The sequence below is a fragment of the Pantoea sp. DY-5 genome (assembly GCF_019795955.1).
Taxonomy (GTDB): Bacteria; Pseudomonadota; Gammaproteobacteria; order Enterobacterales; family Enterobacteriaceae; genus Pantoea; species Pantoea leporis.
On the sequence record NZ_JAIMIE010000005.1, the window covers coordinates 109,803 to 136,045 of the forward strand.

Sequence of the window (26,243 nt, forward strand, 5' to 3'; positions counted from 1 at the left end):
CCCATACATGCCCATCCTACAAAACATCAGATAACGTCATCACCGCCCGCGCCGTTACTGCGTCGTCGGGGTATAAATAATTCTCAACGTACCCTGATAACGGCCCGCTGTTTTTGACGATAACGTGAAGGCGGGTGTAACAAGCTGCATTGGCGCAGGAACGCACAGCACTGAATTGCTCTGTCCCGGTAACACCACACGTCGCAACACACCTCTGTTGGTGCCACTCCAGATAATCTCACTGCCGTTCTCAACCACCTGGCGCGCTTTGGTCAGCGGGTTGATCACTTCAATCGCATAATCGAGGCGATTTTGCGCCAGAGTTTTATCCGCGCCTGTGCGATATAGCGAAAACAACCTCGTTCCCCGGCCGGGCGCGGCCGCACCTTCGTCCTGAAACAACAGGCTTACCCGGTTGCTGTCAGAATTATTGCCATCGTACAGGCACATATCCAGCGAACGACTGCCGCTGACGCTGGTGGTGGCGCGCGCACCGGGGAAGGTTTTTAAACCGAGATCCACAGTGGCGGCTGCATTACCAAACTCCGGCAGATAGATCTGCTGATTGCCGTAATCCGTTACCTTAAAGGTCATGGTGGCGATCCAGTCACCCATTTTCGTCACGTTGGTACAACCCACGTTTACGTTTTGCGAATTTCCGGTGCAGGAGGTCACTGGCCACTGCATCAGCGACATTTTCAGCGTCGCGCTCCAGGTGCCCGCCGATGGGAATTTACTCAGCTCGGAAGAGGGAAGATAGGCCGAATAATCGGTGCCATCGCCACGTGGCGTGACGGCCCCGCCAAAGGCATTCATCGGCACCAGATTGGTCGCCACCACCACATTATTCAGTGAGCGCCTTTTGGTGAGATAGACATTCAGTACCAACGTCTGTTTGGTGCTGCTTTCGGTAAACAACAGCGGCACGGGATAGGGTGACGGCGACGCTTCCAGCCAGACCGGTAATGTCAGGCAGGCACCATATTGATTGCTGGTGCGCGACTGGCAAACCAGCGTGTTGCGGCCCCATTTTGGCGCATCGTTGGTATCATAACCGCCGTTTTCATTGGTCCAGATCGGCAATTGCGCCGGTACTGACATGCGGTCAAAGCTCACGGCAACGCTGGTATTGCGCCCTGAAGGCGTGAGCATGGCGGCCTGCACCTGCATGCCCGCGATGAGGGCCAATAGCGTCAACGCGCGAATAACTCTACTTTTCATTCCAAATCCCTATTGTTGTTCCGGCGAAGAAGGCGCGGTGCGTGCCAACGGAACTTCATCCGCCTGGCGGGTGACAATCAGCATTTTTGCTCGTTGCTGCACATCCTGCGGCACTGAAGCCAGCTCGATGGGTTTGCAGTCGCTGTCGCCGACATAGCGCACTACGTCATGGGTACTTTTCACCTTCATTTCACAGCGATACATCTGCATCCCGCGCACCATGTACAGATTTTTTATGCGGTGATCGGTCTCAGCGCTGAATCCGCCCTGGCCTAAACCGGACCAGCTGGCGACATTCAGCGGCGTGGCACCTTCCAGTGGACGCTGTTGGTTGATCATCAGCCTGCCAAGCCAGGTGTAGCGCGAAACAATGTTCACTTTGCTCACCAGCATGCGGCCCGGCGCGATAAACAGCGTGCGTCGTCCGGCACCCTGGGTGATTTCACTGCGCATGCCGTCGGTGGATTCGATGGAATCGTTGATGCTGATCGCGCTCTGGGTGTAAGCCGGTACGCTGAATAAAGTGCGGCCGGTGCCGTGCAGGCTGGCGCTGCCCGCGCCATCAACGGAGACATCCACGCGTGTGTCGCGGCTTTCATCGCTGCTTGCCACATGCACGCCCACCGCCGCCCCGGGCAGGCCGTTGCCCCATTTGCCCCAATAGAGGCCGGAACGTGCTACCGCCAATGAGGAGTTGTAGCTGCCGCTGCTGCTGAATCGCTGAGCGGATGAACCGGACGACGCAGAGCTGAATGCCAGGCTGCCGCTGCCGTATTCGCCCGCAGTTTTGCCGTAAACGGAAGCATTCAAAGTATTTTCCTGATTACCGTTGAGGTTCACGCCGATCTCCTGCTGATTCTGCGCATCGAAATACCAGTTTTGCGCCACGTTATAGCCAACCTGATCCTTGTTGTTGCGATCGGTTTGGTAGGTCATGCCGAGCGAACTGTAGCTCGAACGTGAATCGATGGTTGGCGTGCTGACGCGCGAGAGTGAGACGGAGAGGAAGCCACCGTTGTCGCGCTGAGTTCCGCTGCTGCTGGTGCGGGTAAAGAGATTGGCGCTGGTATTAATATTGAGTCCGTTGACGCTGAAGCCGCGCCCCAGGCCAGCCTGCCAGGTGGTAGTCTGCGTTTTACTGTAGATGTTGCGGCGCGCCCACTGCGGCACGACGCCGTTATCATCCCACTGCACCGGAAGCACATTGCGGCCCTCGTTCTTGCTGGCGCTATAACCGGCATTCAGATACCAGCTTTTTACCGGCACGCTGAACATCAGGCTGCTGCTCTGGTAACACCCGCTGAAACCGTACTGCCCACCGTTGTTGCTATAGCAATCCTGCGCATACAGGGCGCTGCGGTAGAAACTGAGGGAGAATCCGTCGTTATAAGCGACCTGCTGGATATTGCCGCGTGAGCCTTCGCTGCCTTTCAGGTAGCTAAAGCGGGTGGTGAGGATGCCGTCGAGCAGCGGATTATCAAATCCGTGGCTCCAGTCGAGTGCGCTTTCGATAAAGCGGTTGCGGTTGGTCACGGCGACACCGCCGGTCAGCGCAGCGTCTTGCATCACAGGCACTTTGATGCCCGCCTGCATCACACGGCGATCGGCACCCGATTGCGACGCAGCGCCGTTGCCCTGCATCTCGCGATCGGGAATGGAGCCGCCTTGCACAAACCATTCAATGTTCTGGCTGGTGGCATTACCGGTGCGGCTGAAAGGAACCTGTTGGGTACGCGACAACTGATTATCTTCATAGATACGCAGCGTCACGCTGTAGCTGCCATTGGGAAAAGCGCTGGTATCAAGATTTTGCGTGCCGGCATTGAGGTAAAAGGTGCCAAGCAGTTGCTGCCCGCGATAAGCATCAATACGCGACGGGCGGGTAATAAAGACAGTGACCGGCGTGCCTTGCGCCGCCTGTGCGCGGTTCATCCAGGCGAGCGTCGAACCCACGCGCGCCCCTTCGATAGTGCTGAGCGGCAGCTGGCTTAAGGTAATGTTGCCGCCGGCGTTGCTGAAGATATCGCGCGAATCCATGCGTCCGGCCTGCACGTAATAGCGTTTGCCGAGATCGCGGCGCAGAAACACGTTGTTAAAACGCACTTCCTGATGACTTTGCTGACGGTATTTTTGCGCCAGATAGTCCCAGTCAATTCCGGCATAGCTGTTTTCAGTGAATCCTAGCGCGCCCGCCCCCTGCAGCGATAACGTCTGGTCATCGCGGTTGGTGACGAAGTTAATATTCTGCTGATGAATAAACGCCGCTTCCGTTTCGGCGGTCTGCTGGTAATAGGGCGATGCGTTGTCAGCCGCAAGCGGCACAAATTCCGGGCCGAGAAACAGCGCCACTTTGGCATTATTTTCGTCATAGATCAGCGCGAGGGAATCGGTCTCCAGATAGTCACAGCCCGCTGCGCCGCCATTGCTGCTGCATGCCTTATTACCGTTGCGTGCCAAAGGTTCACTGATGAGATGGTCTAAGCGCTTTTCCTGCTGCGGATCCTTTTGATAATGCTGCATCACCGCCCGTGCAACCTGATGCGGTTTCAAGAACCTGACGCTATCCAGCGAAACAGAAGCTTCAAACAGGCCAAGCGATTGCCCGTAAACAGAAAGGTTGACCCACAGCGTCTGGCCGGTGACCAGCGATTCAAAACCAGGCGGAACCTGCGTGGCAGCACGAGGAGCAAGAGAAGGGATCAGGGTAATGAAAGAGGCTATTAAAGCGACGTGAATATTGACCTTCATTACAGCATCCTGCTGAAAAAGAATAATAAGGGGGCCGAGCGGCCCCCGAAATAATTGATCAGTCAATGCCGACAAATTAGCTCTGCGTGGTGGCCTGCGTAATTAACAGGCTCACTACGCCGGAATAGGTGCCGGTTGCCAGCACGCCCGGCGTAGTCTGCGAAATTTTCAGTGGCAATACTGACGAACCGTTTGCGGTGCCCGCCGGGAACAGCGAGGCGTAAGTCAGGGCCGTGTTCGTGGTGGTGATCGGTTTTAAATCCGCACCCAGCGTGACGGTCAAAGGTACCGCTGTACCGGTAACGGTATTGTTAAGCTGAGCGGCACTCACCAGCGCAACGTTGATATTGGCAGTTTGCGAGTTCGACCAGATTTTGGTGTCCAGAGAATAGGTAGATAAACCACGGCCCGGAATATATTGCATATTAATGGTGCCGGGTAATGCGGTTCCGTCCGCCTGCGTCATATCCACCGTCGAATCAACATTCGCATTCACCGTAATATCTTTCTGCACCGCCTGTGCATTAAATACAGCCGTTAACGCAGCAGCGATGACTAGTGGTTTGATTAATTTTTGCATTTGTAGCTCCGTGAAAATCCTTGTACTGGCCGTAAATGACCGTCTCATGGGTAATGAACTGCTTTATAACAAACAGGTTGTTATTCCTTTAATACGTGTTGATCAGTGTCCGATAACGTACTCGGCGATATTCCGCCTATTGAGATCAACATGTTTTATTCTGACTTCCTGAGCAGCGGCTAATTCTGCCGAACTCCAGGCTTTAAAACGCAATGTCTCATCCGGATAAACCGTGGCGTGTTCTTTTTTCCACTGACAGCTGCTGCTGCTATGTTGTTTTGAGCAAACCGCGACCTCACGAATCACTACGCGAACCGTGCCAGCGTTTATGACTTCGCCTGATGCTGATTGCGTGAGCGATAATCTGGCATTACGCGGCGGAATATGTACCAGCACGCCCCAGACTAAATTGATGCCGACCTGGTTGCTGATGTTATTATTCTGCGGCGATTTATCTTTCAATTCATCCGGGGCAGCCACGGCCTCGAAGTAAACGCGCCAGGCAGTCTCTTTTTCTGGCGGTTGTAATGAAATCAGCCGAATAATGCGTTGTGAACCGGAAGCCAGCGCGAATTTATCCGGGGTGGCGATAAGCGATGGCGAAACGGCATCTTCAACCAATATTTCTTTTTCAAACGGTGTTGCAGGGCGCTCAATTCGCTTGATGCTGACGCGAATAAACTGCGCTTCACCGCTTTGCGATAATGTTTGCACCTGTGCCGCACCCTGATTATTTAGGGTGACTTCCATCGGATAGACACTCATATTCGCCCATGCCGCTGGCATGGAAATAAAACCCATTAGAATCAGTTGGTAAGCGAGTTTTTTCACCAGAGTGTTATGGCTTAAAATAGCCATTGAAAGGCCGTGACGCAGTGTCTTATGCGGTGAGTCGTCCATGATAAATCCTTATAAATTCCATCAAAAATCTGTCGGATATTCCCTGTATGAATCGGCTTAGCTATAAACCAGTCTCACTTAACCAAGTGGAATAACCGTGCGTTAAGAAAGTTCTCATAGGGGCTTTGTTAAGTCACTGTCCATTTTTGTGGTTAATTTTTTTAAGCCGTGCTACAAAGGGAATACTTGAGTAAATATCGCGACCTAACTTAATGAAATAATTGTAAAAACAAAGATTAATTTTCAGGCTTAGAAATGGGCATGTCAGCTCAGAATAAATCAAGCTTTACATAAAATAGTCCATTGATGGTAAGATCGTGCCCAGAAGGGCAAAAAGACCTATGTTAATCTTAAAATATTAACCTCAGAAATAATACCTCCATAAAGCATCATCAACCGCCTCTCAACAGGATTTAAATAAATCCAGGAGCATGAGAGTGATTTTCTAAAAATTTTATAATTGATAACCAGGCACACCACACAGCAATATGAAAAGCAAACAGCAACTCACAGCATTAATTCACCAACGCGCCGCTGAGATTAAGTCAAATGACAACATCTCGTTAGTTATGCAGAAGCATTACAAACTGTTGTTCAGACTGTATCTGACTAAGCCGCTCTATTTTAAAGTCATTTTCAAAGCTAATCGCTTTATTATCGGCTCGGCCATCATGGCGTACGCCTTCACTTCAGCAAACCCAACGCTGCGTGATGTTAAAGACTTCTGTAAAAAAACCGGTCTGATTAGCGACAACACTATTGATTCCTTTCTGCTCTTTATTCGGGTAGGTGGGCGTATGGAAGTTAAAAAGGACGCGCAGGATAAACGAAAATTAACCTACACGGTGACCCGTAAAGCGCTGGATGAAACGCGGGCTTTAATTAATACCATGATGATTCCTTACGGTATGTTATACGACGATTTCGATGTTTCGGCTTGCCTGAAAATGGAAAACTTTCATGCGGAATACTTCAAAAATTACGCTGAAATCACGCTCAAGCATGTTTACTTGTTCGATATGGTGCCAGAGAGTAAAGCCTTCATTTTCAGGGATGCCGGGCACATGCTGTTGATGGATCTGTACATCGAGAGTCTGCAACAAAAAACCACTGTTATTGAGTACAACTACCTGAAAGCGTCAGTGAAATGTGGTGTTTCGCGTTCGCACATTAAACGCTGCCTGCAGGACGCTGAAGCAGCCGGGTTGCTGACGCTGAATAAAACCAGTAATACGCTCATTTTGCATCTCTCCTTTATGCAGATGGCGCTGGATTATTTTGCGGTCTATATGGCCATGGTCGAGTACGGATTACGCGGTTTATCGGGTGTGCCTCCACTACCGGCGAGCCTGTCACGATAATCTGTTTTTTCGCTGACTGGTGAATTGCCAAATTCAACAAATCGATTGCCACTATTGTCGTTTTACATTTATTTGTCCGGGTTTTAATAATTCAGCGGAAATTAATACAGGCCAGATTAAGGCCTTACATAATATTTACCTGCAATTACCAAGGACACTATGAAATTCACTTCAATAGCTTTGGCATTAGGTTTTAGCCTCCTGGGAAGCACGATTAACGCGGTAGCCGCCGACCAACCGGTAAGCGGCGGCAGCCTGACGGTCGGTGTTGAAACCGAGCCGACCACTTTTAACCCGCAGCTTAACGGTCAGGACAAAGCGGAAATCACGCTGCGTAACTTCTGGGAATCGCTGCTGGCGCGCCGCCCAGATGGCAGCTTTGTGCCGTGGCTGGCGCAGAGTTACGAAGCCAGCCAGGATGGCAAAGTGATCCGCTTTAATCTGCGTCAGGACGTCACCTTCTCTAACGGCGAGAAGTTTGATGCCAACGCGGTGGCAGATAACTTCCGTCAAACTCAGGTCGCGCAATACTGCGCCGGCACCAGTTTGTGCCTGATGGGTTCGCATATTGAGAAGATTGAAACGCCGGACGATCACACGGTGGTGATCACCCTGAAAGAGGTCTACTCACCGTTTCTGTCCTTCGCTGCGGGCTTGCAGATTCTGGCGCCGGCCAGCTGGAAATCTCCACAGCTGAAATCGGGCGGCAAAGATCTGGCGGGCACCGGGCCGTTTATTCTCGAAAGCTATGAGAAAGGCCAGCAGGTGACCTACGTTAAAAATCCAAAATACAACTGGGCGCCAGCCACCGCGCAGCATCAAGGACCGGCGTATCTCGATCGCGTGACCTATCGCTTCCTGCCGGAATCCTCGGTGCGCACTGGCGCGCTGCTGTCTGGTCAGGTTGATGCCATTGAAGGCATTTCCGGTAACGATGCCGGTGAATTCAAAGACAATCCCGACTTTACCTATCAGCATGCGCTGAATACCGGTACGCCATATTCTCTGTTCCTCAACGTGGAATATGGCCCGACGCAGGATGTGAAAGTGCGTCAGGCGTTGCTGCAAGGGCTGGATATCGATCCGCTGCTGAAGTCGGTGTATCGCGGCGAACGCACCCGCGCGTGGGGCATCACGTCACCCATCGATCCGCTTTACAACAAAGAGCTAGAGGGCAAATACGGCAACAATCCGGATGCGGCCAACAAGCTGCTGGATGAAGCGGGCTGGAAAACCCGTGATGGTGAAGGCTTCCGCACCAAAGATGGCCAGCGTCTGCGCATTGAGCTGATTCAGGCACAGGCAACGGTGCGCGACCAGCGCGATGTGCTGCTGCAGGCGATTCAGGCGCAGGCGCGTCAGCGTCTTGGCGTGGATCTCAAGCTGAACTACGTTGATTCTGGTACTTATGCCGATGTGCGTAAAAGCGGTAAGTTCGGCACCATCGCTAACTCCAACACGCCAACCGATGGCGTGGATATCGAAAACCACTATCGTCCGATCGCTCAGGGCGGCGCAATTAACTATAGCCGCGTCAACGATGAGAAGATCAATGGCTTGCTGGATAAAGCCGCCAGCACCCTGGATCTTAAGAAACGCCGCGATTTCTACAGCCAACTGCAGCAGGTCGCATTACCGCAACTGGCATTGGCAGTGCCGCTCTACGAACCGGAAGATCAGTTAGCCACCGCCAGCTACGTGCACGGCTACGGTTTCCGCAGCTATAAGCAGATGCCAGAAAGCGTTTACGATGTGTGGGTAACCAAACCGTAATTCTGACGCTGTAGGGTCGCCATTAATGGCGACCCTACGCGATGGTTATTTCCGCGCGGATTATTGCATCGCCATAAAATACCATTTCCCATATTCAACAAATCGATTGCCGTTATTCTCGGTTTACTTTAATCCGCCGGATTTTAATACTTTCGGCAGGATTGAATAAGGAAACGGTCACCATGAGTCAGCTAATTGAAGTTGCCAAGCCCGACGATGCGGAAGAGATATTTGCGCTGTTGCAACGCGCCTATGCTGCGCTGGTGGCACTGGATGTGCATTTCACCATTTCACAGGGCAACGTCGAGCAGGTGCGCCGCGTCATCGAGCAGGAAACCGTGCTGGTGCTACGCAAATGGAAACGCGCGGTGGCGACCGTCACGGTGCGTTTTCCGTGGCAGCAGGATGAACATGCGCCTTCGTCGCTGCCGTTTATTCACTGGTTCGCCGTCGACCCTGATTACAAAGGGCAGGGCTACGGCCGCGACATCATCACCTACGCGGAAGAAACCCTGCTGAAAGAGACGCTGAAAGCGCCGGGCGTCTATCTCGCCACCGCCACCAAGCATCCATGGCTGAGCGAGCTCTATCTGCGTCGCGGTTATCAACCGTTTCATCACCGCACCAATCCATTAGGCGAAGCGCTGGTGTTTCTGAAAAAGGAATTCAACCCGCCAGCCGATCAACCCATCGCCAAAATCGCCTGAACAACTAAAAAAGCACCTGCAACCACCAAGGATCTTATGAAAGCGAATTCAATCACTCTCGCGCTGGGTGTGACTTGCCTGCTGGGAAGCGCATCTCTTTTTGCCGCTGAGCAACCGCGCAGCGGCGGCAGCTTAACCTTCGGCGTCGAAACTGAACCCGTGCCGTTTAACCCGCAGCTGAATGGGCAATCCAAAGCGGAAGTGACGCTGCGTAACGTGTGGGAATCGCTGCTGGCGCGTCGAACCGACGGCAGTTTCGTACCCTGGCTGGCAGAAAGTTATGAGGTCAGTCCGGACGGCAAAGCGTATCGCTTTAGCCTGCGCCGCGACGTCACCTTTTCCAACGGCGAGAAGCTGGATGCCAATGCGGTGGCCGAGAATTTCCGCCATGTGCAGGATGCAAAGTATTGCGCCGGCAGCAGCATCTGCGCATTGGGCGCGAGAATTGCCAGCGTGGCGACGCCAGACGATCACACCGTCACCATCACACTGAAGCAGGGCTATTCGCCGTTCCTGTCGTTCGCCGCCAAATTGCAGATTCTGGCACCGGCCAGCTGGAACTCGCCGCAGCTGAAAGACGGTGGCAAAGAGATTGCGGGCACCGGGCCGTTTATTATCGAGAGCTACGAAAAAGGCCAGCAGGTAACGTTCGTACGCAACCCGCACTACAACTGGGCACCCGCCACCGCTAAGCATCAAGGTCCGGCGTATCTGGAGCGCGTGACCTACCGCTTCCTGCCGGAATCCTCGGTGCGCACCGGCGCGCTGCTGTCCGGGCAGCTGGACGCGATTGAAGGCATCTCCGGTAATGACGCCGGTGAATTCAAAGACAATCCCGACTTCACTTATCAGCACGCGCTGAACACCGGCACGCCGTATTCGCTGTTCCTCAACGTGGAATACGGCCCGACGCAGGATGTGAAAGTGCGTCAGGCGTTACTGCAAGGTCTGGACATCGATCCGCTGCTGAAATCGGTGTATCGCGGTGAACGCACCCGCGCGTGGGGGATTACTTCGCCGGTCGATCCGCTCTACAACAACGATCTCGAAGGTCAGTACGGTAACAATCCCGCTGCCGCCAACACGCTGCTGGATGAAGCGGGCTGGCAAACGCGCGACAGCGACGGTTTCCGCACTGAAAACGGCCAGCGTTTGAGCATTGAGGTGATTCAGGCGCAGGCAACGGTGCGCGATCAGCGCGATGTGCTGCTGCAAGCGGTTCAGGCGCAGGCGCGCCAGCGTCTCGGCGTGGACATCAAACTGCGCTACGTCGATTCTGGCACCTACACCGATGTGCGCAACACCGGCCACTTCGGCTCGATTGCTAACTCGAATACCGAAAGCGACGGCATCGATATCGAAAACCACTATCGCCCGGTGAAAGCTGGCGGGCCAATTAACTACAGCCGCGTCAATAGCCCGCAAATCAACGGCTGGCTCGATCAGGCGGCAGCGACGCTGGATATCAATCAGCGCCGTAAATTCTACAGCCAGCTGCAGCAATACGCGCTGCCACAGCAGGCGCTGGCGATCCCGCTGTATGAACCAGAAGACCAGATCGCCACCGCCAGCTACGTGCACGGTGCCGGTTTCCGCAGTTTTAAACAGATGCCGGAGAACGCGTACGACATCTGGCTCAGCGACCACTAATCAGGAGGCGAAGATGAGTCTGGAAAGCATTGTCACCCGCACGCCACGCGCGCGTCGGCCATCGGTGTGGCGCAGCGACCTGACGCGCCGCATCGTCAGCCGTCTGCTGGGCGGCGTACTGGTGCTGTGGGCGGCGGTTTCGCTGGCCTTTCTCGGCGTGCATCTGGCGCCGGGCGATATCGTCAGCCTGCTGATCGGTGAGCAGCTGCGCACGCCAGCCATTGAGGCGGCGATCCGTGCCGAATGGGGCCTGAACGAACCGCTGTGGTGGCAATATCTGCACTATATGTGGCGCGTGCTGCACGGCGATTTTGGTCGTTCTTACATGCTAAATACCGAAGTCAGCCATCTGCTGGCCACGCAGCTGTGGCCAACCATCAAACTGACGCTAGCGGCGCTGCTGGTCAGCATTATTTTTGCGGTGGTGATTGCCGTCGGCACCGCGCATCGTCGCATCGGTCGCCGCGTGGCTAACGGTGTCGAGCTGCTGCTGGCTTCCACGCCCTCTTTCTGGATGGGCATCGTGCTGCTGTTTATTTTCAGCTTCACGCTGCGCTGGTTCCCGGTGGCGGGCGATCGCTCGCTGTCGTCGCTGGTGCTACCGGCGCTGGCGCTCGGTCTGGCGCAGGGCGCGGTGATCGCTCAGCTGCTGCGCCGCGAGCTGGAGCGCGCGCTGGATGCGCCATTTACCCTCACGCTGCGCGCGTGGGGCGTAGGGGAAACCACCCTTCGTCTGCGCCACGCGCTGCGTCATGCGGCGCTGCCTGCCGTCACGTTAACCGGCTGGCTGGTGGGCGGATTGCTGAGCGGCGCGGTGATTACTGAACAGGTATTTGGTCGTCCCGGCCTTGGCAAACTGACCGTCGATGCGGTGCTGGCGCAGGATCTGCCGGTGGTGCTGGCGGTAGCGATTCTCTCGGCACTAATCTACGTGGTAATGAGCACCCTGGTTGACATCCTGTCGCTGTGGATTGATCCGCGTCTGCGCGGGGAGAGCAAATCATGATTGCCGTGCTGCAACGCTTTCCGGTTACGCTGCCCGCCGCGGTGTGGGCAGCGATTCTGTTTCTCCTTGTATTGGCTATCGCGGTGATCGCGCCGCAGTGGCTGGCGCACAGCGATCCGCTGCTGACCGATCCGGTTAACGCGCAGCTGCCGCCGTCGGCGCAGCATTGGTTAGGCACCGATCAGCTGGGACGCGATCTGCTGACGCGCGTGATCTACGGCAGCCGCTATTCGCTGCTGATCAGCGTGGCGGCGATGGCGCTGGCGGTGGTGTTTGGCACTTTGCTGGGATTGGTGGCGGCGCTGGCGCGTGGCGTGGTGGATGAGCTGTTGAGCCGCGCGGTGGATGTGATTTCCGCCTTTCCCGATCTGCTGCTAGCGCTGATGCTGATCGCCTTTACCGGGCCCGGCACTAACAACCTGATTATCGCGCTCGGCGTCGCATCGGTGCCGCGTTTTGCCCGCGTGGTGCGGGCACAAACCTACAGCGTGATGACCTCCGGGTATGTTGAACAGGCGCGCACCTTTGGCCTGTCACGCTTCACGCTGATCACGCGCCACATTTTGCCGCACGCCATTGCGCAGGTGCCGGCGCTGGCCACGCTGGGGCTCGGCACCGCGATTATCGGTACCGCCGGACTGAGTTTCCTCGGCATGGGGCCGCAGCCACCGACCGCCGAATGGGGCCTGATGCTGGCGGAAGGACGCAATTATCTGCGTAACGCATGGTGGATCGCCGTGTGGCCGGGCGTGTTTATCACGCTGACGGTGATTGCGGTGAATACGCTGGGTCGTTACTGGCAGGCACGTTTTGAAGGACGATCCGCATGAGCCAGCCGTTTATTGATATCCAGAATCTCTCGATTCGTTTCGGGCCGCAGCAGGTGGTGAAAAACCTCAACCTGCAGGTCGCGGCGGGCGAATCCGTGGCGCTGGTCGGGGAATCCGGTTCCGGCAAAACCCTGACCGCGCGCAGCCTGCTTGGCCTGCTGCCGGAGGGCGCGGTGTTAACCGCCGACCGTTTCACCATTGACGGACGCGATATGCGCCACGCCAGCCGCAGCGACTGGCGCGCGCTGCGCGGTCGCCGCATTGGCTATGTGTTGCAGGACGCGCTGGTGTCGCTCGATCCGCTTCGCCGCATTGGTCAGCAGCTGAGTGATGCCCTAAGCGCCGCCGGTCATCGCGACAATTTGCAGGACAAAAGCCTCGCACTGCTGAAGGCGGCGGGCATTCACGATGCCGAAAGCCGCCTCGAACGCTATCCGCATCAGCTCTCGGGCGGCCAGCGCCAGCGTGCGTTAATTGCTACCGCGCTGGCCGGTACGCCAACCTTGTTGATCGCCGATGAACCGACCACCGCGCTGGATATGACGGTGCAGCGCCAGATTCTGCAACTGCTGGCGCAGCGCCGTCGCGACGGCCACGGATTGCTGCTGATCAGCCACGATTTGGCGGTGGTGGCGGAACTGGCGGATCGCGTGCTGGTGATGCACGATGGCGAAGTAGTGGAGCAGGGCAACAGCGGCCCGCTGCTCAATCGTCCACAACACGCCTGGACGCAGCGCCTGCTGCGCGCGGTGCCAACGCCCGCCACGCGCGGTCTGCGCCTGAGCGCGGCTGAGCCGACGCCGCTGCCGCCGCGCCCGACATGCAGCAGCGCACCGTTGCTGGAAGGCATCGGCCTGCATAAAGCCTATGGCGATCGCCTGGTGCTCAACGACATCAACTTCACGCTGCACGCCGGAGAGACGCTTGGCGTGGTCGGCGAATCCGGCTCCGGCAAAACCTCGCTGGTGAAAGTGGTGATGGGCTTAACCGAACCGGACAGCGGCACGCTACTGCTGGAAGGCGAGCGCTGGGATCGTCTGCCGGAGAAAGCGCGCCGCGCCCGGCGTGCGCGGCTGCAACTGATCGCGCAGGACCCGTTCAGCTCATTCGACCCGCGCTACACGGTAGAGAAAATTATCGGCGAAAGCCTCGATAGTGCCGGGATTTACGGCGATGCGCGGCGTCAGCGCGTGCGTCAACTGCTGGATGAAGTGCAGCTCGGCGACCGCTTCCTGCAGCGCTACCCGCAGCAGCTTTCCGGCGGTCAGCGCCAGCGCGTGGCGATTGCGCGCGCTTTTGCACCGAATCCGGCGCTGCTGGTGGCCGATGAACCGGTCAGCGCGCTCGATGTTTCGGTGCAGGCGCAGGTGCTGGATCTGCTGGCCGATATGCAGGCCGAACACGGCACCGCGCTGCTGTTTATCTCTCACGATCTCGGCGTGATCCAGCATCTGGCGGATCGCGTGCTGGTGATGCAGAACGGGCAAGTGGTGGAGAGCGGGGCGCTGCAGCAGGTGTTCGCCGCGCCGCAGCATCCGTGGACGCAAAAACTGTTACAGGCACTGCCGGTCATTCCCGACTGGCAGCCCGCGAACGCATACTAAGGAGAGCAGAATGAGTCAGACACAACGCCAGCTGCGGCTGGGCGCGATTATTCAGGGCGTATCCGGCAACATGTCGGCATGGCGTCATCCCGATGCGGTGGCGGATGCCAGCATTAACATCGATTACGTGCTGGATCTGGCGCGCAAAGCTGAGCAGGCGAAGATCGATTTCCTGTTTGTCGCCGATGGCTTGTACATCACGCCGCAGTCGATTCCGCACTTCCTCAACCGTTTTGAGCCGATCACCTTGCTGTCGGCGCTGTCGCTGGTGACCCAGAAAATCGGTCTGGTCGCTACGCTTTCCACCTCCTACAGCGAGCCGTTTACCGTGGCACGCCAGTTCGCCAGCCTCGATCATCTGAGCGGCGGTCGCGTCGGCTGGAACGTGGTGACGTCGTCGCTGGAAGGTTCGGCGAAAAACTTCTCGCGCAGCACCCATCCAGAACACGACGAGCGTTACCGCGTTGCCAGCGAATATTTGCAGGTGGTGAAAGGGCTGTGGGATTCGTGGGAAGGCGATGCCTTTGTGCGCGACAAACAGAGCGGAGAATTCTTCGCCGCCGACAAACTGCATACGCTAAATCATAAAGGACACTACTTCTCGGTGCAGGGACCGCTCAACGTCGGTCGCTCGCCGCAGGGCCGTCCGATTGTGTTCCAGGCGGGCGCGTCGGAAGCGGGCAAAGCCTTTGCCGCCGAAGCCGCCGATGCCATTTATACGCGCCAGGAAACGCTGGAGCAGGCGCGCGAGTTTCGTGAAGACGTGCGCCGCCGGCTGGCGGCACGCGGGCGCGATGCCGATGATATCCGTGTGTTCCAGGGCATCAGCGTGATTATTGGCGAAACGGAACAGGATGCCGAGCGCCGCTATCAGCAAACCGCCGAGCTGGTGACCATCGATAAAGCGCTGGAGTATCTTGGCCGCTACTTCGAGCATCACGATTTCAGCCAGTATGCGCTGGATGAAGCTTTCCCGGACATTGGCGAGTTGGGCAGCAACAGCTTCCGCAGCACCACCGACAAGATCAAACAGAACGCGCGAGAACGTGGCTTGACGCTGCGTCAGGCGGCGCTGGAAGAAGCCACACCGCGCCCGAGTTTCCTGGGTACGGCGGAGCAGGTTGCTGAAGGGCTGGCAAACTGGTTCCTGCAGGGCGCAACCGACGGCTTTATCGTGCGCGGTGGTACGCCAACGGCGTTTGATGATTTTGTGGCGCAGGTGATCCCGCTGTTGCAGGCGCGGGGAATTTATCGCAAAGAGTATCAAGGCGAGACGCTGCGCGATAATCTCGGGTTGGCCGAACCGGAAAACCAGTTCGCGGCAGAGCGTAGTCGTCAGCAGGTGGCGTAATTTGGCAAGGTCGCCATAAATGGCGACCCTACAAAATCCTGCATATTTTCCGTAGGGTCGCCATTTATGGCGACCGTTCCGAATGATAAACAGATGATTACAACGCCGTCACGCCCAGCGCGGCGGCGCGATCTTTCCACTCGCGCACTTCGTCATAAAACGCCCGATCGCTCATGCTGAATCCGCTAATTAAACTCTCCGCCAGAAGATCCCGATAACGCTTATCGCTGGTCAGTTCGCTCAACGCACTGCGCAGTTTTTCAAGGGTTGATGCGTCGGTTTTGGCTGACGTAATCAGCGGCAACGCGGCGCACAGCGGCGTTTCTCCGATAATCTCCAGCCCCGCCAGCTCCTGCGGGAAATTGCGGCGCAGCAGCGCCCAGGTGATGCAATCAATCGCCGCGATATCCGCCTCGCCCGCACGTAACGCCGCCAGCGACTGGCGATGGCTGCCGCTAAAACGGGTTGCGCTGAAGAATTTCCCGGCCTGCGCCAGCGGCGCAATCACGTAGCGCAGCGAGTTGAAACCGGAGTGGGAATCGTTGCTGTTGCACACTGCGCGCCGTCCGCGAAAGTCGCTTAGCGTCAGGTTCTCATCTGCGCTGCGCGCTACCAGCCAGCTGCGATAGCGCTGGCCGTCGCAGCCTTGCGCGCTGGAGTGAAAGGTGCCGACCAACTGCACATCGGGCAGCAGCTCCACCAGCGGATAACCGCAGGTTTGGCTCAGCAGCAGCCGGTCATCGCGCCAGTGCGGCAGTAAATCCTGCGGCCAGCTAACCTCAGCCTGCACGCCGCGTTGTTGCAACAGCGTCGTTAGCGCTGAGGTCAGGCCGATAGTCGCCTGATGATTGATGTCGTACATCGGTAACGAAAGAGTGGGCATCCTGTGCATCCTTTTGCGTACCCGGATGGGCATTAACCTCGACCGATTTGCGCCAGAAGCGGCTTATCCATTCGCCATAACCGGCGACGCGAAAACCGTGGTTACGCAGGTGATAACCATCGCGATACAGCAAATAGACTTTGCGTAATCCGTACCACGGCAAACCGGGTAGATCGTGATGTACAGAATGATAGTTGAGATTGAGGAACAGCAAACGCCATGGCAACGCGGCTTCGTTATTGACCGAGCGCGCCAGCGGCTCCTCGTCGGCACGATGCTCGTAGAAGGATCGCACTTTGGTCAGCATCAACGCCGGATAACTCACCGTCAGCACCAACCACAGCGGCGAGAAGCCATGCAGCGCCATCCAGTAAAACAGCCCGCTCAGTAAGGTGAGATGAATAATCCACATCGCCATCGCCGGTTTATCGCGTTGAATAAAGGCATGCACCAGGGTTTTGAGGGTCGCGCCCATATCCAGCAGCGGGCCGATCAGCAAACGTCCGGGAAAGGTGTTGCGTAGATGAATCACATGCTGCTGCCACGGCTTGAGTTGTGCCCAGCGCGCCGGCGAAAAATAGTAGGTTTCCGGATCTTCATCGGGATCGGTCAGCGTGTGGTTGCGGTGATGCGCCAGATGCGAGTCGCGGTATAAGCCATACGGATACCACACCGCCAGCGGCAGCGTGCCGAACAGCTGGTTGAAACGGGGAAAACGCGTCGGGTGACCGTGAATCAACTCGTGCTGCAGCGACATATACCAGGTGGTAAACAGGACCAGCAGCAGCGTGCTCAGCGTTAATCCCAGCGTTTGCCAGAAGACAATGCTGGCGAACCAGCCGCCGTACACCGCCACCATCAATAGCCACGTTGGCAATTCGCTGCGCCACAGCCAGCTGCGCGTCAGTTGATGTACCACCTCGCGCTGTTGCGCATTGAGATAGGCGGATGTCCCTTTACTCATGGTGAAGCCGAACCTGTAAACAGTGATTAGGCTCTTGACGATGATTGATCACCGTGATGAACACAAAGAATCTCTTTTTCTTACTTATGCAAAAAAGTTGATGAAGCGCGCGAAATCTATTGGCTATCAGTCACCTCGTCTGTGGCGTAACCTTGCTGCATTGAAAACGTTCGAGCCAGCGCGGCTCACGAGGAGAATTTCAGCATGAAAAATATTGGCTTCTTATCTTTTGGTCACTGGACCCCATCATCACAATCTGCCACCCGTTCGGCGCAGGACGTGCTGCTGCAATCGATTGATTTAGCAGTTGCCGCCGAAGAGTTGGGTGCCGATGGTGCCTACTTCCGCGTGCACCACTTTGCGCGTCAGCTGAGCTCGCCGTTCCCGCTGCTGGCGGCGGTCGGTGCGCGCACTAAAAAGATTGAAATTGGTACCGGCGTGATCGATATGCGCTACGAAAACCCGCTGTATATGGCGGAAGATGCCGGTGCGGCGGATCTGATTTCCAACGGTCGCCTGCAGCTCGGCCTGAGCCGTGGCTCGCCGGAGCAGGTTATCGAAGGCTATCGCTACTTTGGCTTTGATCCGCAAAACGGTGAAAGCGATGCCGATATGGGCCGTCGCCATACTGAGGAACTGCTGGAAGTACTGCGCGGTGAAGGTTTCGCTAAACCGAATCCGCAGCCAATGTTCCCCAATCCACCGGGCTTGCTGCGTCTTGAGCCGTTCTCGGCCGGTTTGCGTGAGCGTATCTGGTGGGGATCGGGTTCCAACGCGACATCTATCTGGGCGGCGCAACAGGGCATGAACCTGCAAAGCTCAACTTTGAAAGATGATGAAACCGGCGAGCCGTTCCACGTGCAGCAGGCGAAGCAGATTCGTGCTTATCGTCAGGCGTGGGAAGCGGCGGGCCATCAGCGTACGCCGCGTGTTTCGGTGAGCCGCAGCATTTTTGCGCTGACCAACGATACCGACCGCGCCTACTTTGGTCGCAGTGGACAGGATCAGGATTCGGTGGGTTTCCTCGACGAGAAAACCCGCGCCATCTTTGGTCGCAGTTATGCCGCCGAGCCGGATCAGTTGATCAAACAGCTGGCGCAGGACGAAGGGATTGCCGAAGCGGATACGCTGTTGCTGACCATCCCGAATCAGTTAGGCGTGGATTACTGTGCGCACGTGATTGAGAGCATTTTGACCCACGTTGCACCGGAGTTGGGTTGGCGTTGAGTGTTGGGTGCGCAGCCGTTTGTCATAAGGTCGCCATAAATAGCGACCCTACAAAACCCGGATTGTTGGCATCCGTTCATGAATTCCGCAACGTTTCTCGTAAGGTCGCCATTCATGGCGACCTTACAAAACCTGGCACAAAAAACCATCAAAACGCTGTTTCCAGTGAATCTGTGACGCAATAATCATCATCCACCAGCGGCAGATAGCGCCATTTATCAAAGGCGGTACAAGGATGCGAAATACCGCAGCCGACCCAATCGCCCACCTGCAGCGGCTCATCCTCCGGCAATAACAGATAAGCATGCTGATCGTTCACATCACTGATACGCAAATGCGTCGCCGCGCGTGGCGCGCTGCCATCGGCGTTGCGGATCCACAGCGGATTGGGCAGATCCTGATCGAACGGGACATCGCGGCGGCCAAAATCGACGAATGCCAGGCCCGGCTCCGGACGCGATAACACGCGGCCCCAAATCTCCAGCGCGGCAGCAAAATGATGTGTCGCGCCCGGCTGAGCAAAGGGCGCGATGCGCGCATACAGTCCGCTGTCGTGCGCCATATAGGCCCCGGAACGGATCAGCGGCGTCATCGGCAGCGGCAGTTTCGCCGCGGTGAAGCACGCTGTCACCACATCAAACCAGGCGCCGCCACCGGCGCTGAGGATGATGTGATCGCTGGCAAACAGCTGCTTTTCCGCCAGCAATTCAGCGGTAGCGATCATCATCTGGCAGTAATCCTTCACGCGCTGAATGCCGCTTTCATCGCGGCCTGCGCCGAGCGCACCTTCATATCCGGCCACGCCCACCAGCTTGAGCGCCGGGCAGGCGGCGATCGCTTCGGCAATCGCCACCGCATCTTGCTGAGAACGACAGCCGGTGCGGCCGCCGCTGACAGACATCTCCAGCAGCACCGAAATCTGGCTGTCGCCGAGGTTCTGCGCCAGTAGCTTCACGCCCTGTAGCGAATCGACGTAGCACAGGAAGCCATGATCGGGATGCTGCTGTTGCCAGTGCGCAATCCAGCGAATACCCGCCGGATCGACCAGCTCGTTGGCGAGAAACACATTGCGTATACCGAACTGACGCAGCGCGCGCACCTGCGCGGGCGTGGCGGCACCCAAACCCCACGCGCCGCCTGCGCTAATCGCGCGGCGCAAAACGGCAGGCGACATCGAGGTTTTCCCGTGCGCGGCCAGTATCACGCCGTTTTCGCGGCAGAAGTCTGCTAGCTGGCGCAGATTGTTCTCCAGCGCCGACTGTTTCATGATCATCAGCGGCGAAAACACCTGATCGCTGCTCAGCACCGCCGTGCCGAGAGCCAGCGGCGACTCGCCTGCTCCGGCAACCGATTTAAAACGTGGCGCGGTTTGCTGCGCATCCAGTAATCCATCCGCCTGCAGCGGAAAGCGAATCGACATAGATCCTCCTGTTAGTGCTCAAGTACGCGCGATAAAAACTGCTGCGTGCGCGGGTTCTGTGGATTGACGAAAATCTGCTCGGGCGAACCTTGTTCGGCAATCACGCCCTGATCCATAAACAACACGCGGTCAGCGGTTTTGCGCGCGAAGCCCATTTCGTGTGTCACCACCACCATCGTCATGCCTTCACGCGCCAGGCTGCGCATCACTTCCATGACTTCGCCTACCAGTTCTGGGTCCAGCGCCGAGGTAGCTTCATCGAAGAACATGATTTTCGGTTCTACCGCCAGCGCACGGGCAATCGCCACGCGCTGCTGCTGACCACCGGAAAGCTGCGCCGGATAGTGATGCGCGCGCTCGGCCAGTCCGACGCGCGTCAGCGCCGCCATGCCGCGTTTATTGGCTTCGGCTTCCGACAGCTTTTGCGCTTTAATCAGCGCCAGCGTGACGTTGCCGAGCGCGGTTTTGTGCGGGAACAGGTTGAACTGCTGGAACACCATGCCAACGTGACCGCAGATTTCGCTGGCGCGCCTGCGTTGGTGCAGCGGCACGTCGTTGACCCACACTTCACCGCCGTCGGCCACTTCCAGCCCGCTCATGATGCGCAGCACGGTACTTTTGCCAGAGCCGGATGCGCCAATCAGCACCAGCACTTCGCCCGGTGAAACATCCAGGCTGATCTCTTTCAGCACCTGGGTTGCGCCAAACGATTTGGTTATCCGGCTTAAGGTAATCGCGGATTTGCTCATGAGATTTGGCTCCTGGTTTGATGATGTTGAACCCAACGGGAAAGCGGGAAGCAGACGGCGAAGTAGAGCAGGGCGACCAGACCGTAAACCACCACCGGCTGACCGATGCGATCGACAATCGCCTGGCCCTGATGCATCAGTTCGGACATGCCGATCATGCTGACGATCGAGGTGTCTTTGATCAGGGAAAGATACTGACCCGCCAGCGGCGGCAGCACGATGCCGCGCGTTTGCGGCAGGATCACGCTCATAAAGGTCTGACGCTTCGACAGGCCCAAAATCCACGACACTTCCCACTGGCCTTTTGGCACCGCTTCGATGCCGGCGCGGAACACTTCCGCGATATACGCGCCCTGATAGATGCTCAGGCCAAGAATACCGGCGGCAAACAGGTTGATGTCATAGCCGAAATAGGCGACGCCGAAGTAGATGAACATCAGCGTGATCAGCACCGGCGTGCCGCGAAACAGCTCGGTGTAGATCACCGCAATCTGCTTCAGAACGGGCAAGCGGCTGGTGCGCAACACCGCCGCCAGCAAGCCCAGCAGCGTGCTGCCAATGATCGCGGCTACCGACAGCAGCAGCGTGATACCGAGCCCTTTTAGCAGAATCGGTAACGAACTGATGATTAACTCGTTCATAGCGCGTTCTCCCGTTTCACTGGATTAGTCAGCCATTTTCTTGCCCACCACCAGGCGGACTTTTTTACCGGGGTCACCAGCGGCGGGTGGAACATGCGCCGTCCTGCCATCGTTCCCAGCCAGGAGAACAGGTTGCTCAGCACCAGATAGACCAGGGCAACGACGCTAAATGTCTGGATATAAAGAAGCGTGCGCGCATTAATCACTGTGGCGGTGCCGGTCAGTTCAGGCAGCGCAATCGCTGACAGCAAAGAGGTGCCGAGCAGCAGCTGAATCAGGTTGTTGATAATGGCGGGCCACACCGCGCGCGCAGCCTGCGGCAGCACCACGGTGAGAAACACCTGACGACGGGGAATGCCTAGCACCCATGCGGCTTCAAGCTGGCCTTTCGGCACCGATTGAATGCCTGCGCGGAAGGTTTCGGACAGATAGGCACCGACGTTAATCCCCAGCGCCAGCACGCCAGCGGTAAAGGCGCTCATGGTGATGCCGAGCGATGGTAGACCAAAGAAGATGATGAAGATCTGCAGCAGCACCGGCGTGTTGCGGATGAACTCAACGTAGCAGTGACTGATCCAGCGCAGCGGGGCCAGCGGCGACGCTTTCGCCAGCGCCGAGAGCAAACCGAGCGCCACCGCCAGCGCAAACGCCAGCAATGTCACTTGCAAGGTGAGCCACGCGGCGGCAAGAAAAGTGTCGGCGTAGCGCCACAGGGTTAGCCATTGATAACTCATGGTTCTGCTCCTTCGGGCGGCGCAGCAGCAGTTGCCGCGCCGCGTGGGGATCAATATTGCGGATTCAGCGGATAACGCGGTTTGTTGCCGAACCATTTCTGATACAGCTGGGCGTTTTCACCGGAGGCGTTAATTTCAAACAGGAATTCGTTGAGATAGTTGGTCCAGACCTGATCGCCCTGCTTCACGCCAAAGGCGTTGTATTCCAGCGGCACCAGCGCTTCATTGGTCACGGTTAACGTTGGGTCGAGCTTGGCCTGATAGGCGAGGAAGGTGTTATCCTCGATCATCGCATCAGCCTGGCCCTGTTTCACCGCGAGGATGGCAGCCTGCGATGAGTCGTACTCCTGAATCTTCACGTCAATGCCCAGGTTGCGCACTTCGTCACCGTTGGTCGAGCCTTTTACCGTGGCGATGGTTTTGCCGCCCATATCGTGTGCGGACTGGATGCCGCTGTTCTTGCGCACCAGCATCGCTTCACTTGCCACCACATACGGGTTGGTGAAGCCGATCTCTTTGGCGCGTTCCAGATTGCGGGTGAAGTTGCAGAACACCACATCCACTTTATTGGTTTGCAGATTAGGAATGCGGTTGGCGCTGGTGGTGTTGACCATTTCCAGTTTCACGCCCATCTCTTTGGCCAGCGCTTTGGCGAGATCAACATCGTAGCCGTCCGGGTTACCGTCTTTATCGTAAAAACCGAACGGGGCGAAACTCAGGCAGTCACCGACGCGCAGCGTGCCACGTTGCAATACGGTTTGCAGCGCTGACTGCGGCGCAGCGCCCGCTTCTTTTTTCTCTTCGGTTGGCGTACAGCCCGCCAGCGTCAGTAATACCAGCGCGCCGGCTAGCGCGTGGAGGCTCACTTTTAGCGATGTTGTCTTCATTGTTATGCTCTCTTTAGAAATTTTGACGAGACGGTGTAATACCGTTATTTCACAGCAAAATAGAAAGGCATCAATTAATAACAGGCTGTCCTGGTGTGGGCGGAGAAAGTAAACATTCGCCAGCCTGTTTTAACCGTAATATTTATTTACGATCGGCGCGGAAGCATTTCATATCGACTTCGACTTTGCAGTCGACGACTAAATCCTGCACGCTACAAATACGCGCCGGTGGATTTCCGCTGAATATCTCACTGAATACTTTATTAAATGAACTGAAATATCGTGCGTCGGTTAATACCGCCGTGACATGCACCACATCCTCCACGCGATAACCGGCTTCGCGCATGATGGTGAGACAGTTTTCGAACGCCAGCTGCGTCTGTTCGATGATGCCGCCTTCCACCACTTCGCCGTCGCGCATCGGTGTTTGGCCGGAGATGTAGAGCCAGCCATCGGCTTCAACCGCGCGGGCAAACGGCAGTTTCTGCCCGCCGGTACCGGTTCCGCCTTCTACGCCATAACGTTTAATCGTCATCCCTTTCTGCTCCTGTTGCAGCGAAAATCTGCTTACCGTGTTGTCTGATATACCAGACTGCTATCTGCAATACTGGATATGGCAAGATTTGCACAGGAATTTTTCTTTTGCAATATGTGCACAGCTATTTAATTTTTTGTGATGTCGTCGGGATCGCAAAATAAAATTAACCTGAGAGTGAGTTTATATTGGAGTGTGATCGCTATCGTAGTTTTATAAAAGTTGAGTGCGCGTCATGCGCCATAATGAGGCACCAAAATTGATCGTGCTAATAAAAGGCAGGTGATTAATATTTATTTAATCCGGGATGGGTAAAAGCCGATGCGCGGTGTATCATGCCCTTCTTTCATTGCCTTTACCTTTTGTACCCATGCCACCAAGGAGTGAGTTTATGCCGGACGAAAAACCCTCGCGGGCGCGCGGAGTTGACCGGGTTATTGATATCTTTCGGCAGTTGCACAGCGCACGTCAGCCGATGTCGATGCGCGCGTTGATCGACGCCACCGGCGCACCCCGTTCCAGCATCTATGAATTAGTCAGCCTGCTAAGTGAAGCCGGTTTGGTGGAGCTGGATGCCGAAGGCGCAGTGTTCTTTGGCCGTGAGATGCACTATTACGGTGCGGATTATATGGCGCATAACGATCTGATCCGTCGGGCGCATCAACTCATGGTGGAGATTGTGGCGCGCCACGGTGAAACCGTGCAGCTCTGCATGCTGGAGGGCAACAAATACACCGTGGTGCTCTCTGAGAGCAATGCGCATCCGTTCAAAATCACTTCGGATATCGGCGTGCGTGTGCCGATTACCTGGACCGCGACCGGGCGTTTGCTGCTGAGTAACTGGTCGGACAGCGCGATTCTGGATCTAATCCCGGAGGAGGATTATCGCCTCGCCAGCGGCCAAATCCTCGATAAGCAGGCGTTTCTTGATGAAATCCATCACGCCGGAAAACTCGGTTATTGCATGACCGAAGGATTATCGGAAAGCTTCACCTGCTGTATGGCGGCGCCGATCCGTTCGCGCAGCGGTCAGGCTGTGGCGGCAATCTGTTTTATGGTCAGCCGCGATACGCCGCAGGAGCGTCGCCAGATGCTGCTGCAGGAACTGATCACTTCCGGACAAAAACTCTCTGATTTCACCTAACAGCACCCGCATAAAACTCTGTTACAACTGATTGAAGTGGCGTTTATTCTCGCCACTTAAGGTTGTGTTAAGGTAATTGATAATAATAACTATTCTTTTTACCACGGAGTTTTGGCATGAAAACGCGCCTGCTTTTGGCAATGGGATTACTGGCTTCAACGGCGGCGGCTGCCTCCACGTATCCGCTGACCGTCACCGACATGGACGGCAATACGCAAACCATCAACAAAGAGCCGCAGCACATCATATTGCAGGATGGGCGCGACATTCTGACGCTGGCGCTGCTGGATCGCGACGATCCGTTTAAGCGCGTGGTGGCGTGGAACAATCTGCCGAAAAAGCAGGACACGCAAACCTGGGATGTACTGAAAGGGCGCTGGCCGGAAGCGACGAAAATCGTCGATATGGGTTTTAACGATCAGGGCCAGGTCAATCTCGAAAGCGTGCTGGCGCAGAAACCTGATTTGATGATTGCGCAACTGCGCGCCAAACCGGCGTTACAGCAATCGGGCGTGCTCGGCACCTTGCAGAATCTGCATATTCCGGTGGTGTTCCTGGATTATGAACTGCATCCCGCGCAGAACACCGCGCCGAGCGTGACGCTGCTTGGTAAGGTGCTGAACCGCGAAAGCCAGGCCAGGGCTTATACCGATTTCTATCAGCAGAAATTCGCGCGCATCACCCAAGGCGTGGCGCAAGTAAAAGATAAGCCAACGGTGTTTATCGAGCCGATAGCCGGGAATAGCGACAACTGCTGCTTTACGCACAGCCACAATGGCTGGGGCGGATTGGTGGAAGCGGTGGGCGGCAAAAATATCGGCTCTGAACTGCTGCCGGGCAATGCCGGATTTGTGGCGCTGGAAAAAATCATCGCCATGAAACCGGATGTCTACATCATGACCGGATCGAAACGTCCAAACGCTAATGTGTTGCCGTTTGGTTATGGCGTGCAACCGCAGGAAGTGAAAGCCACCTTCCAGACGCTGCTGAAGCGCACCGGCCTGGCGCAGATCGAGCCGGTGAAACAGGGCCGCGTGTACGGCGTGTATCACCACTTTTATAACCATCCGTACAACATCATCGGCATGGAAATTCTGGCGAAAGATCTCTATCCGCAACAGTTTGCCGACCTGAAGCCGAACGCGGATTTCCGCAGCATCGTTAAAAACTTCACCACATTGCCGGATAACGAGATCGATTTGAGTTACCCGAATAATCAGTAATCGCGGGTTTTTCTATTTCGCCGTATTGATCGCCGTTTATGGCGTAATGTCGCTCTATGTATGCAGGTGCGCATGAATGCGCACCCTACGAAACCCTTGCCAAAC

At 56.3% G+C, this 26,243-nt stretch carries 23 protein-coding genes; 11 read left to right on the forward strand and 12 right to left on the reverse strand.

What is annotated here, in order from left to right; translation table 11 throughout:
* Positions 1-54 precede the first annotated feature (54 nt).
* The 4 genes from K5Y30_RS16765 to K5Y30_RS16780 form a co-directional block, all read right to left on the reverse strand.
* Complete coding sequence (locus tag K5Y30_RS16765; RefSeq protein WP_222212306.1) at positions 55-1,221, reverse strand: CfaE/CblD family pilus tip adhesin; 1,167 nt, start codon at positions 1,219-1,221, stop codon at positions 55-57.
* Between the two features lie 9 nt (positions 1,222-1,230).
* Positions 1,231-3,969, reverse strand: coding sequence for a TcfC E-set like domain-containing protein (locus K5Y30_RS16770; protein ID WP_222184019.1), 2,739 nt, complete (start codon positions 3,967-3,969; stop codon positions 1,231-1,233).
* A 76-nt stretch (positions 3,970-4,045) separates the two neighbouring features.
* Entirely contained in the window at positions 4,046-4,549 is a 504-nt protein-coding gene (locus tag K5Y30_RS16775; protein ID WP_101761189.1) for a CS1 type fimbrial major subunit, read from the reverse strand.
* 102 nt (positions 4,550-4,651) lie between these two features.
* Positions 4,652-5,449: a fimbrial protein gene (locus K5Y30_RS16780; protein ID WP_222212307.1), complete on the reverse strand. Its 798-nt coding sequence runs from the start codon at positions 5,447-5,449 to the stop codon at positions 4,652-4,654.
* Positions 5,450-5,937: 488 nt separating this feature from the next.
* Between K5Y30_RS16780 and K5Y30_RS16785 the strand changes: the two genes are divergently transcribed.
* The 8 genes from K5Y30_RS16785 (at position 5,938) to K5Y30_RS16820 (ending at position 15,731) form a co-directional block, all read left to right on the forward strand.
* On the forward strand, positions 5,938-6,810 hold the full coding sequence (locus tag K5Y30_RS16785) for a hypothetical protein (protein WP_222212309.1): 873 nt from the start codon (positions 5,938-5,940) through the stop codon (positions 6,808-6,810).
* 159 nt (positions 6,811-6,969) lie between these two features.
* Entirely contained in the window at positions 6,970-8,583 is a 1,614-nt protein-coding gene (locus tag K5Y30_RS16790) for an ABC transporter substrate-binding protein (RefSeq protein ID WP_222212311.1), read from the forward strand.
* Positions 8,584-8,765: 182 nt separating this feature from the next.
* Positions 8,766-9,290 carry a GNAT family N-acetyltransferase gene (locus K5Y30_RS16795; RefSeq protein ID WP_110867071.1) on the forward strand — a complete coding sequence of 175 codons (525 nt, stop codon included), beginning with the start codon at positions 8,766-8,768 and terminating at the stop codon, positions 9,288-9,290.
* A gap of 36 nt (positions 9,291-9,326) precedes the next feature.
* Positions 9,327-10,940, forward strand: a complete 1,614-nt coding sequence (locus tag K5Y30_RS16800) for an ABC transporter substrate-binding protein (protein ID WP_222212313.1) — start codon at positions 9,327-9,329, stop codon at positions 10,938-10,940.
* Positions 10,941-10,953: 13 nt separating this feature from the next.
* The gene (locus K5Y30_RS16805; protein ID WP_192235352.1) at positions 10,954-11,946 is read left to right on the forward strand and encodes an ABC transporter permease; all 993 of its coding nucleotides are present in this window, start codon (positions 10,954-10,956) and stop codon (positions 11,944-11,946) included.
* Positions 11,943-12,776: an ABC transporter permease gene (locus tag K5Y30_RS16810; protein WP_222212315.1), complete on the forward strand. Its 834-nt coding sequence runs from the start codon at positions 11,943-11,945 to the stop codon at positions 12,774-12,776. Before K5Y30_RS16805 ends, K5Y30_RS16810 begins: the two co-directional genes overlap by 4 nt.
* On the forward strand, positions 12,773-14,380 hold the full coding sequence (locus K5Y30_RS16815) for an ABC transporter ATP-binding protein (RefSeq protein ID WP_222212317.1): 1,608 nt from the start codon (positions 12,773-12,775) through the stop codon (positions 14,378-14,380). Before K5Y30_RS16810 ends, K5Y30_RS16815 begins: the two co-directional genes overlap by 4 nt.
* 10 nt (positions 14,381-14,390) lie before the next feature.
* On the forward strand, positions 14,391-15,731 hold the full coding sequence (locus K5Y30_RS16820; protein WP_222212319.1) for an LLM class flavin-dependent oxidoreductase: 1,341 nt from the start codon (positions 14,391-14,393) through the stop codon (positions 15,729-15,731).
* 97 nt (positions 15,732-15,828) lie between these two features.
* Here K5Y30_RS16820 and K5Y30_RS16825 read toward each other — a convergent pair whose 3' ends face one another.
* Both K5Y30_RS16825 and K5Y30_RS16830 read right to left on the reverse strand, forming a co-directional pair.
* Positions 15,829-16,614 carry a phosphate/phosphite/phosphonate ABC transporter substrate-binding protein gene (locus K5Y30_RS16825; RefSeq protein ID WP_370634211.1) on the reverse strand — a complete coding sequence of 262 codons (786 nt, stop codon included), beginning with the start codon at positions 16,612-16,614 and terminating at the stop codon, positions 15,829-15,831.
* A complete protein-coding gene (locus K5Y30_RS16830; RefSeq protein ID WP_222212323.1) occupies positions 16,511-17,578 on the reverse strand; it encodes a fatty acid desaturase in 1,068 nt (355 codons plus the stop codon). Before K5Y30_RS16830 ends, K5Y30_RS16825 begins: the two co-directional genes overlap by 104 nt.
* A gap of 204 nt (positions 17,579-17,782) precedes the next feature.
* On the opposite strand from K5Y30_RS16830, the gene K5Y30_RS16835 reads away from it, so the two are divergent.
* On the forward strand, positions 17,783-18,805 hold the full coding sequence (locus K5Y30_RS16835; RefSeq protein WP_222212324.1) for an LLM class flavin-dependent oxidoreductase: 1,023 nt from the start codon (positions 17,783-17,785) through the stop codon (positions 18,803-18,805).
* 148 nt (positions 18,806-18,953) lie between these two features.
* Here the strand turns inward: K5Y30_RS16835 and K5Y30_RS16840 are convergent, their stop codons facing one another.
* From K5Y30_RS16840 to K5Y30_RS16865, 6 genes are all read right to left on the reverse strand, one after another.
* Positions 18,954-20,225: an alanine racemase gene (locus K5Y30_RS16840; RefSeq protein ID WP_222212325.1), complete on the reverse strand. Its 1,272-nt coding sequence runs from the start codon at positions 20,223-20,225 to the stop codon at positions 18,954-18,956.
* An 11-nt stretch (positions 20,226-20,236) separates the two neighbouring features.
* Positions 20,237-20,974, reverse strand: a complete 738-nt coding sequence (locus K5Y30_RS16845; RefSeq protein WP_222212327.1) for an amino acid ABC transporter ATP-binding protein — start codon at positions 20,972-20,974, stop codon at positions 20,237-20,239.
* Positions 20,971-21,615 carry an amino acid ABC transporter permease gene (locus K5Y30_RS16850; protein ID WP_154156654.1) on the reverse strand — a complete coding sequence of 215 codons (645 nt, stop codon included), beginning with the start codon at positions 21,613-21,615 and terminating at the stop codon, positions 20,971-20,973. Before K5Y30_RS16850 ends, K5Y30_RS16845 begins: the two co-directional genes overlap by 4 nt.
* Entirely contained in the window at positions 21,612-22,349 is a 738-nt protein-coding gene (locus tag K5Y30_RS16855; protein ID WP_101761202.1) for an amino acid ABC transporter permease, read from the reverse strand. The genes K5Y30_RS16850 and K5Y30_RS16855 overlap by 4 nt, the downstream gene beginning before the upstream one ends.
* A gap of 50 nt (positions 22,350-22,399) precedes the next feature.
* Positions 22,400-23,236, reverse strand: a complete 837-nt coding sequence (locus K5Y30_RS16860) for a transporter substrate-binding domain-containing protein (protein ID WP_222212329.1) — start codon at positions 23,234-23,236, stop codon at positions 22,400-22,402.
* A gap of 142 nt (positions 23,237-23,378) precedes the next feature.
* On the reverse strand, positions 23,379-23,771 hold the full coding sequence (locus K5Y30_RS16865; RefSeq protein WP_008109150.1) for a RidA family protein: 393 nt from the start codon (positions 23,769-23,771) through the stop codon (positions 23,379-23,381).
* 391 nt (positions 23,772-24,162) lie between these two features.
* Between K5Y30_RS16865 and K5Y30_RS16870 the strand changes: the two genes are divergently transcribed.
* Both K5Y30_RS16870 and K5Y30_RS16875 read left to right on the forward strand, forming a co-directional pair.
* Positions 24,163-24,915, forward strand: a complete 753-nt coding sequence (locus tag K5Y30_RS16870) for an IclR family transcriptional regulator (RefSeq protein ID WP_176973282.1) — start codon at positions 24,163-24,165, stop codon at positions 24,913-24,915.
* A 116-nt stretch (positions 24,916-25,031) separates the two neighbouring features.
* Entirely contained in the window at positions 25,032-26,138 is a 1,107-nt protein-coding gene (locus K5Y30_RS16875; protein ID WP_222212331.1) for an ABC transporter substrate-binding protein, read from the forward strand.
* Positions 26,139-26,243: the final 105 nt, after the last annotated feature.

Bases quoted from the DNA above. Each gene is read 5' to 3' on its own strand.
- K5Y30_RS16835 (WP_222212324.1), top strand. From the start codon at position 17,783: ATGAAAAATATTGGCTTCTTATCTTTTGGTCACTGGACCCCATCATCA.
- K5Y30_RS16785 (WP_222212309.1), top strand. From the start codon at position 5,938: ATGAAAAGCAAACAGCAACTCACAGCATTAATTCACCAACGCGCCGCT.
- K5Y30_RS16830 (WP_222212323.1), bottom strand. From the start codon at position 17,578: ATGAGTAAAGGGACATCCGCCTATCTCAATGCGCAACAGCGCGAGGTG.
- K5Y30_RS16810 (WP_222212315.1), top strand. From the start codon at position 11,943: ATGATTGCCGTGCTGCAACGCTTTCCGGTTACGCTGCCCGCCGCGGTG.
- K5Y30_RS16800 (WP_222212313.1), top strand. From the start codon at position 9,327: ATGAAAGCGAATTCAATCACTCTCGCGCTGGGTGTGACTTGCCTGCTG.
- K5Y30_RS16805 (WP_192235352.1), top strand. From the start codon at position 10,954: ATGAGTCTGGAAAGCATTGTCACCCGCACGCCACGCGCGCGTCGGCCA.
- K5Y30_RS16790 (WP_222212311.1), top strand. From the start codon at position 6,970: ATGAAATTCACTTCAATAGCTTTGGCATTAGGTTTTAGCCTCCTGGGA.
- K5Y30_RS16795 (WP_110867071.1), top strand. From the start codon at position 8,766: ATGAGTCAGCTAATTGAAGTTGCCAAGCCCGACGATGCGGAAGAGATA.
- K5Y30_RS16850 (WP_154156654.1), bottom strand. From the start codon at position 21,615: ATGAACGAGTTAATCATCAGTTCGTTACCGATTCTGCTAAAAGGGCTC.
- K5Y30_RS16870 (WP_176973282.1), top strand. From the start codon at position 24,163: ATGCCGGACGAAAAACCCTCGCGGGCGCGCGGAGTTGACCGGGTTATT.
- K5Y30_RS16845 (WP_222212327.1), bottom strand. From the start codon at position 20,974: ATGAGCAAATCCGCGATTACCTTAAGCCGGATAACCAAATCGTTTGGC.
- K5Y30_RS16855 (WP_101761202.1), bottom strand. From the start codon at position 22,349: ATGAGTTATCAATGGCTAACCCTGTGGCGCTACGCCGACACTTTTCTT.
- K5Y30_RS16770 (WP_222184019.1), bottom strand. From the start codon at position 3,969: ATGAAGGTCAATATTCACGTCGCTTTAATAGCCTCTTTCATTACCCTG.
- K5Y30_RS16815 (WP_222212317.1), top strand. From the start codon at position 12,773: ATGAGCCAGCCGTTTATTGATATCCAGAATCTCTCGATTCGTTTCGGG.
- K5Y30_RS16840 (WP_222212325.1), bottom strand. From the start codon at position 20,225: ATGTCGATTCGCTTTCCGCTGCAGGCGGATGGATTACTGGATGCGCAG.
- K5Y30_RS16775 (WP_101761189.1), bottom strand. From the start codon at position 4,549: ATGCAAAAATTAATCAAACCACTAGTCATCGCTGCTGCGTTAACGGCT.
- K5Y30_RS16765 (WP_222212306.1), bottom strand. From the start codon at position 1,221: ATGAAAAGTAGAGTTATTCGCGCGTTGACGCTATTGGCCCTCATCGCG.
- K5Y30_RS16865 (WP_008109150.1), bottom strand. From the start codon at position 23,771: ATGACGATTAAACGTTATGGCGTAGAAGGCGGAACCGGTACCGGCGGG.
- K5Y30_RS16780 (WP_222212307.1), bottom strand. From the start codon at position 5,449: ATGGACGACTCACCGCATAAGACACTGCGTCACGGCCTTTCAATGGCT.
- K5Y30_RS16820 (WP_222212319.1), top strand. From the start codon at position 14,391: ATGAGTCAGACACAACGCCAGCTGCGGCTGGGCGCGATTATTCAGGGC.
- K5Y30_RS16860 (WP_222212329.1), bottom strand. From the start codon at position 23,236: ATGAAGACAACATCGCTAAAAGTGAGCCTCCACGCGCTAGCCGGCGCG.
- K5Y30_RS16875 (WP_222212331.1), top strand. From the start codon at position 25,032: ATGAAAACGCGCCTGCTTTTGGCAATGGGATTACTGGCTTCAACGGCG.
- K5Y30_RS16825 (WP_370634211.1), bottom strand. From the start codon at position 16,614: ATGCCCACTCTTTCGTTACCGATGTACGACATCAATCATCAGGCGACT.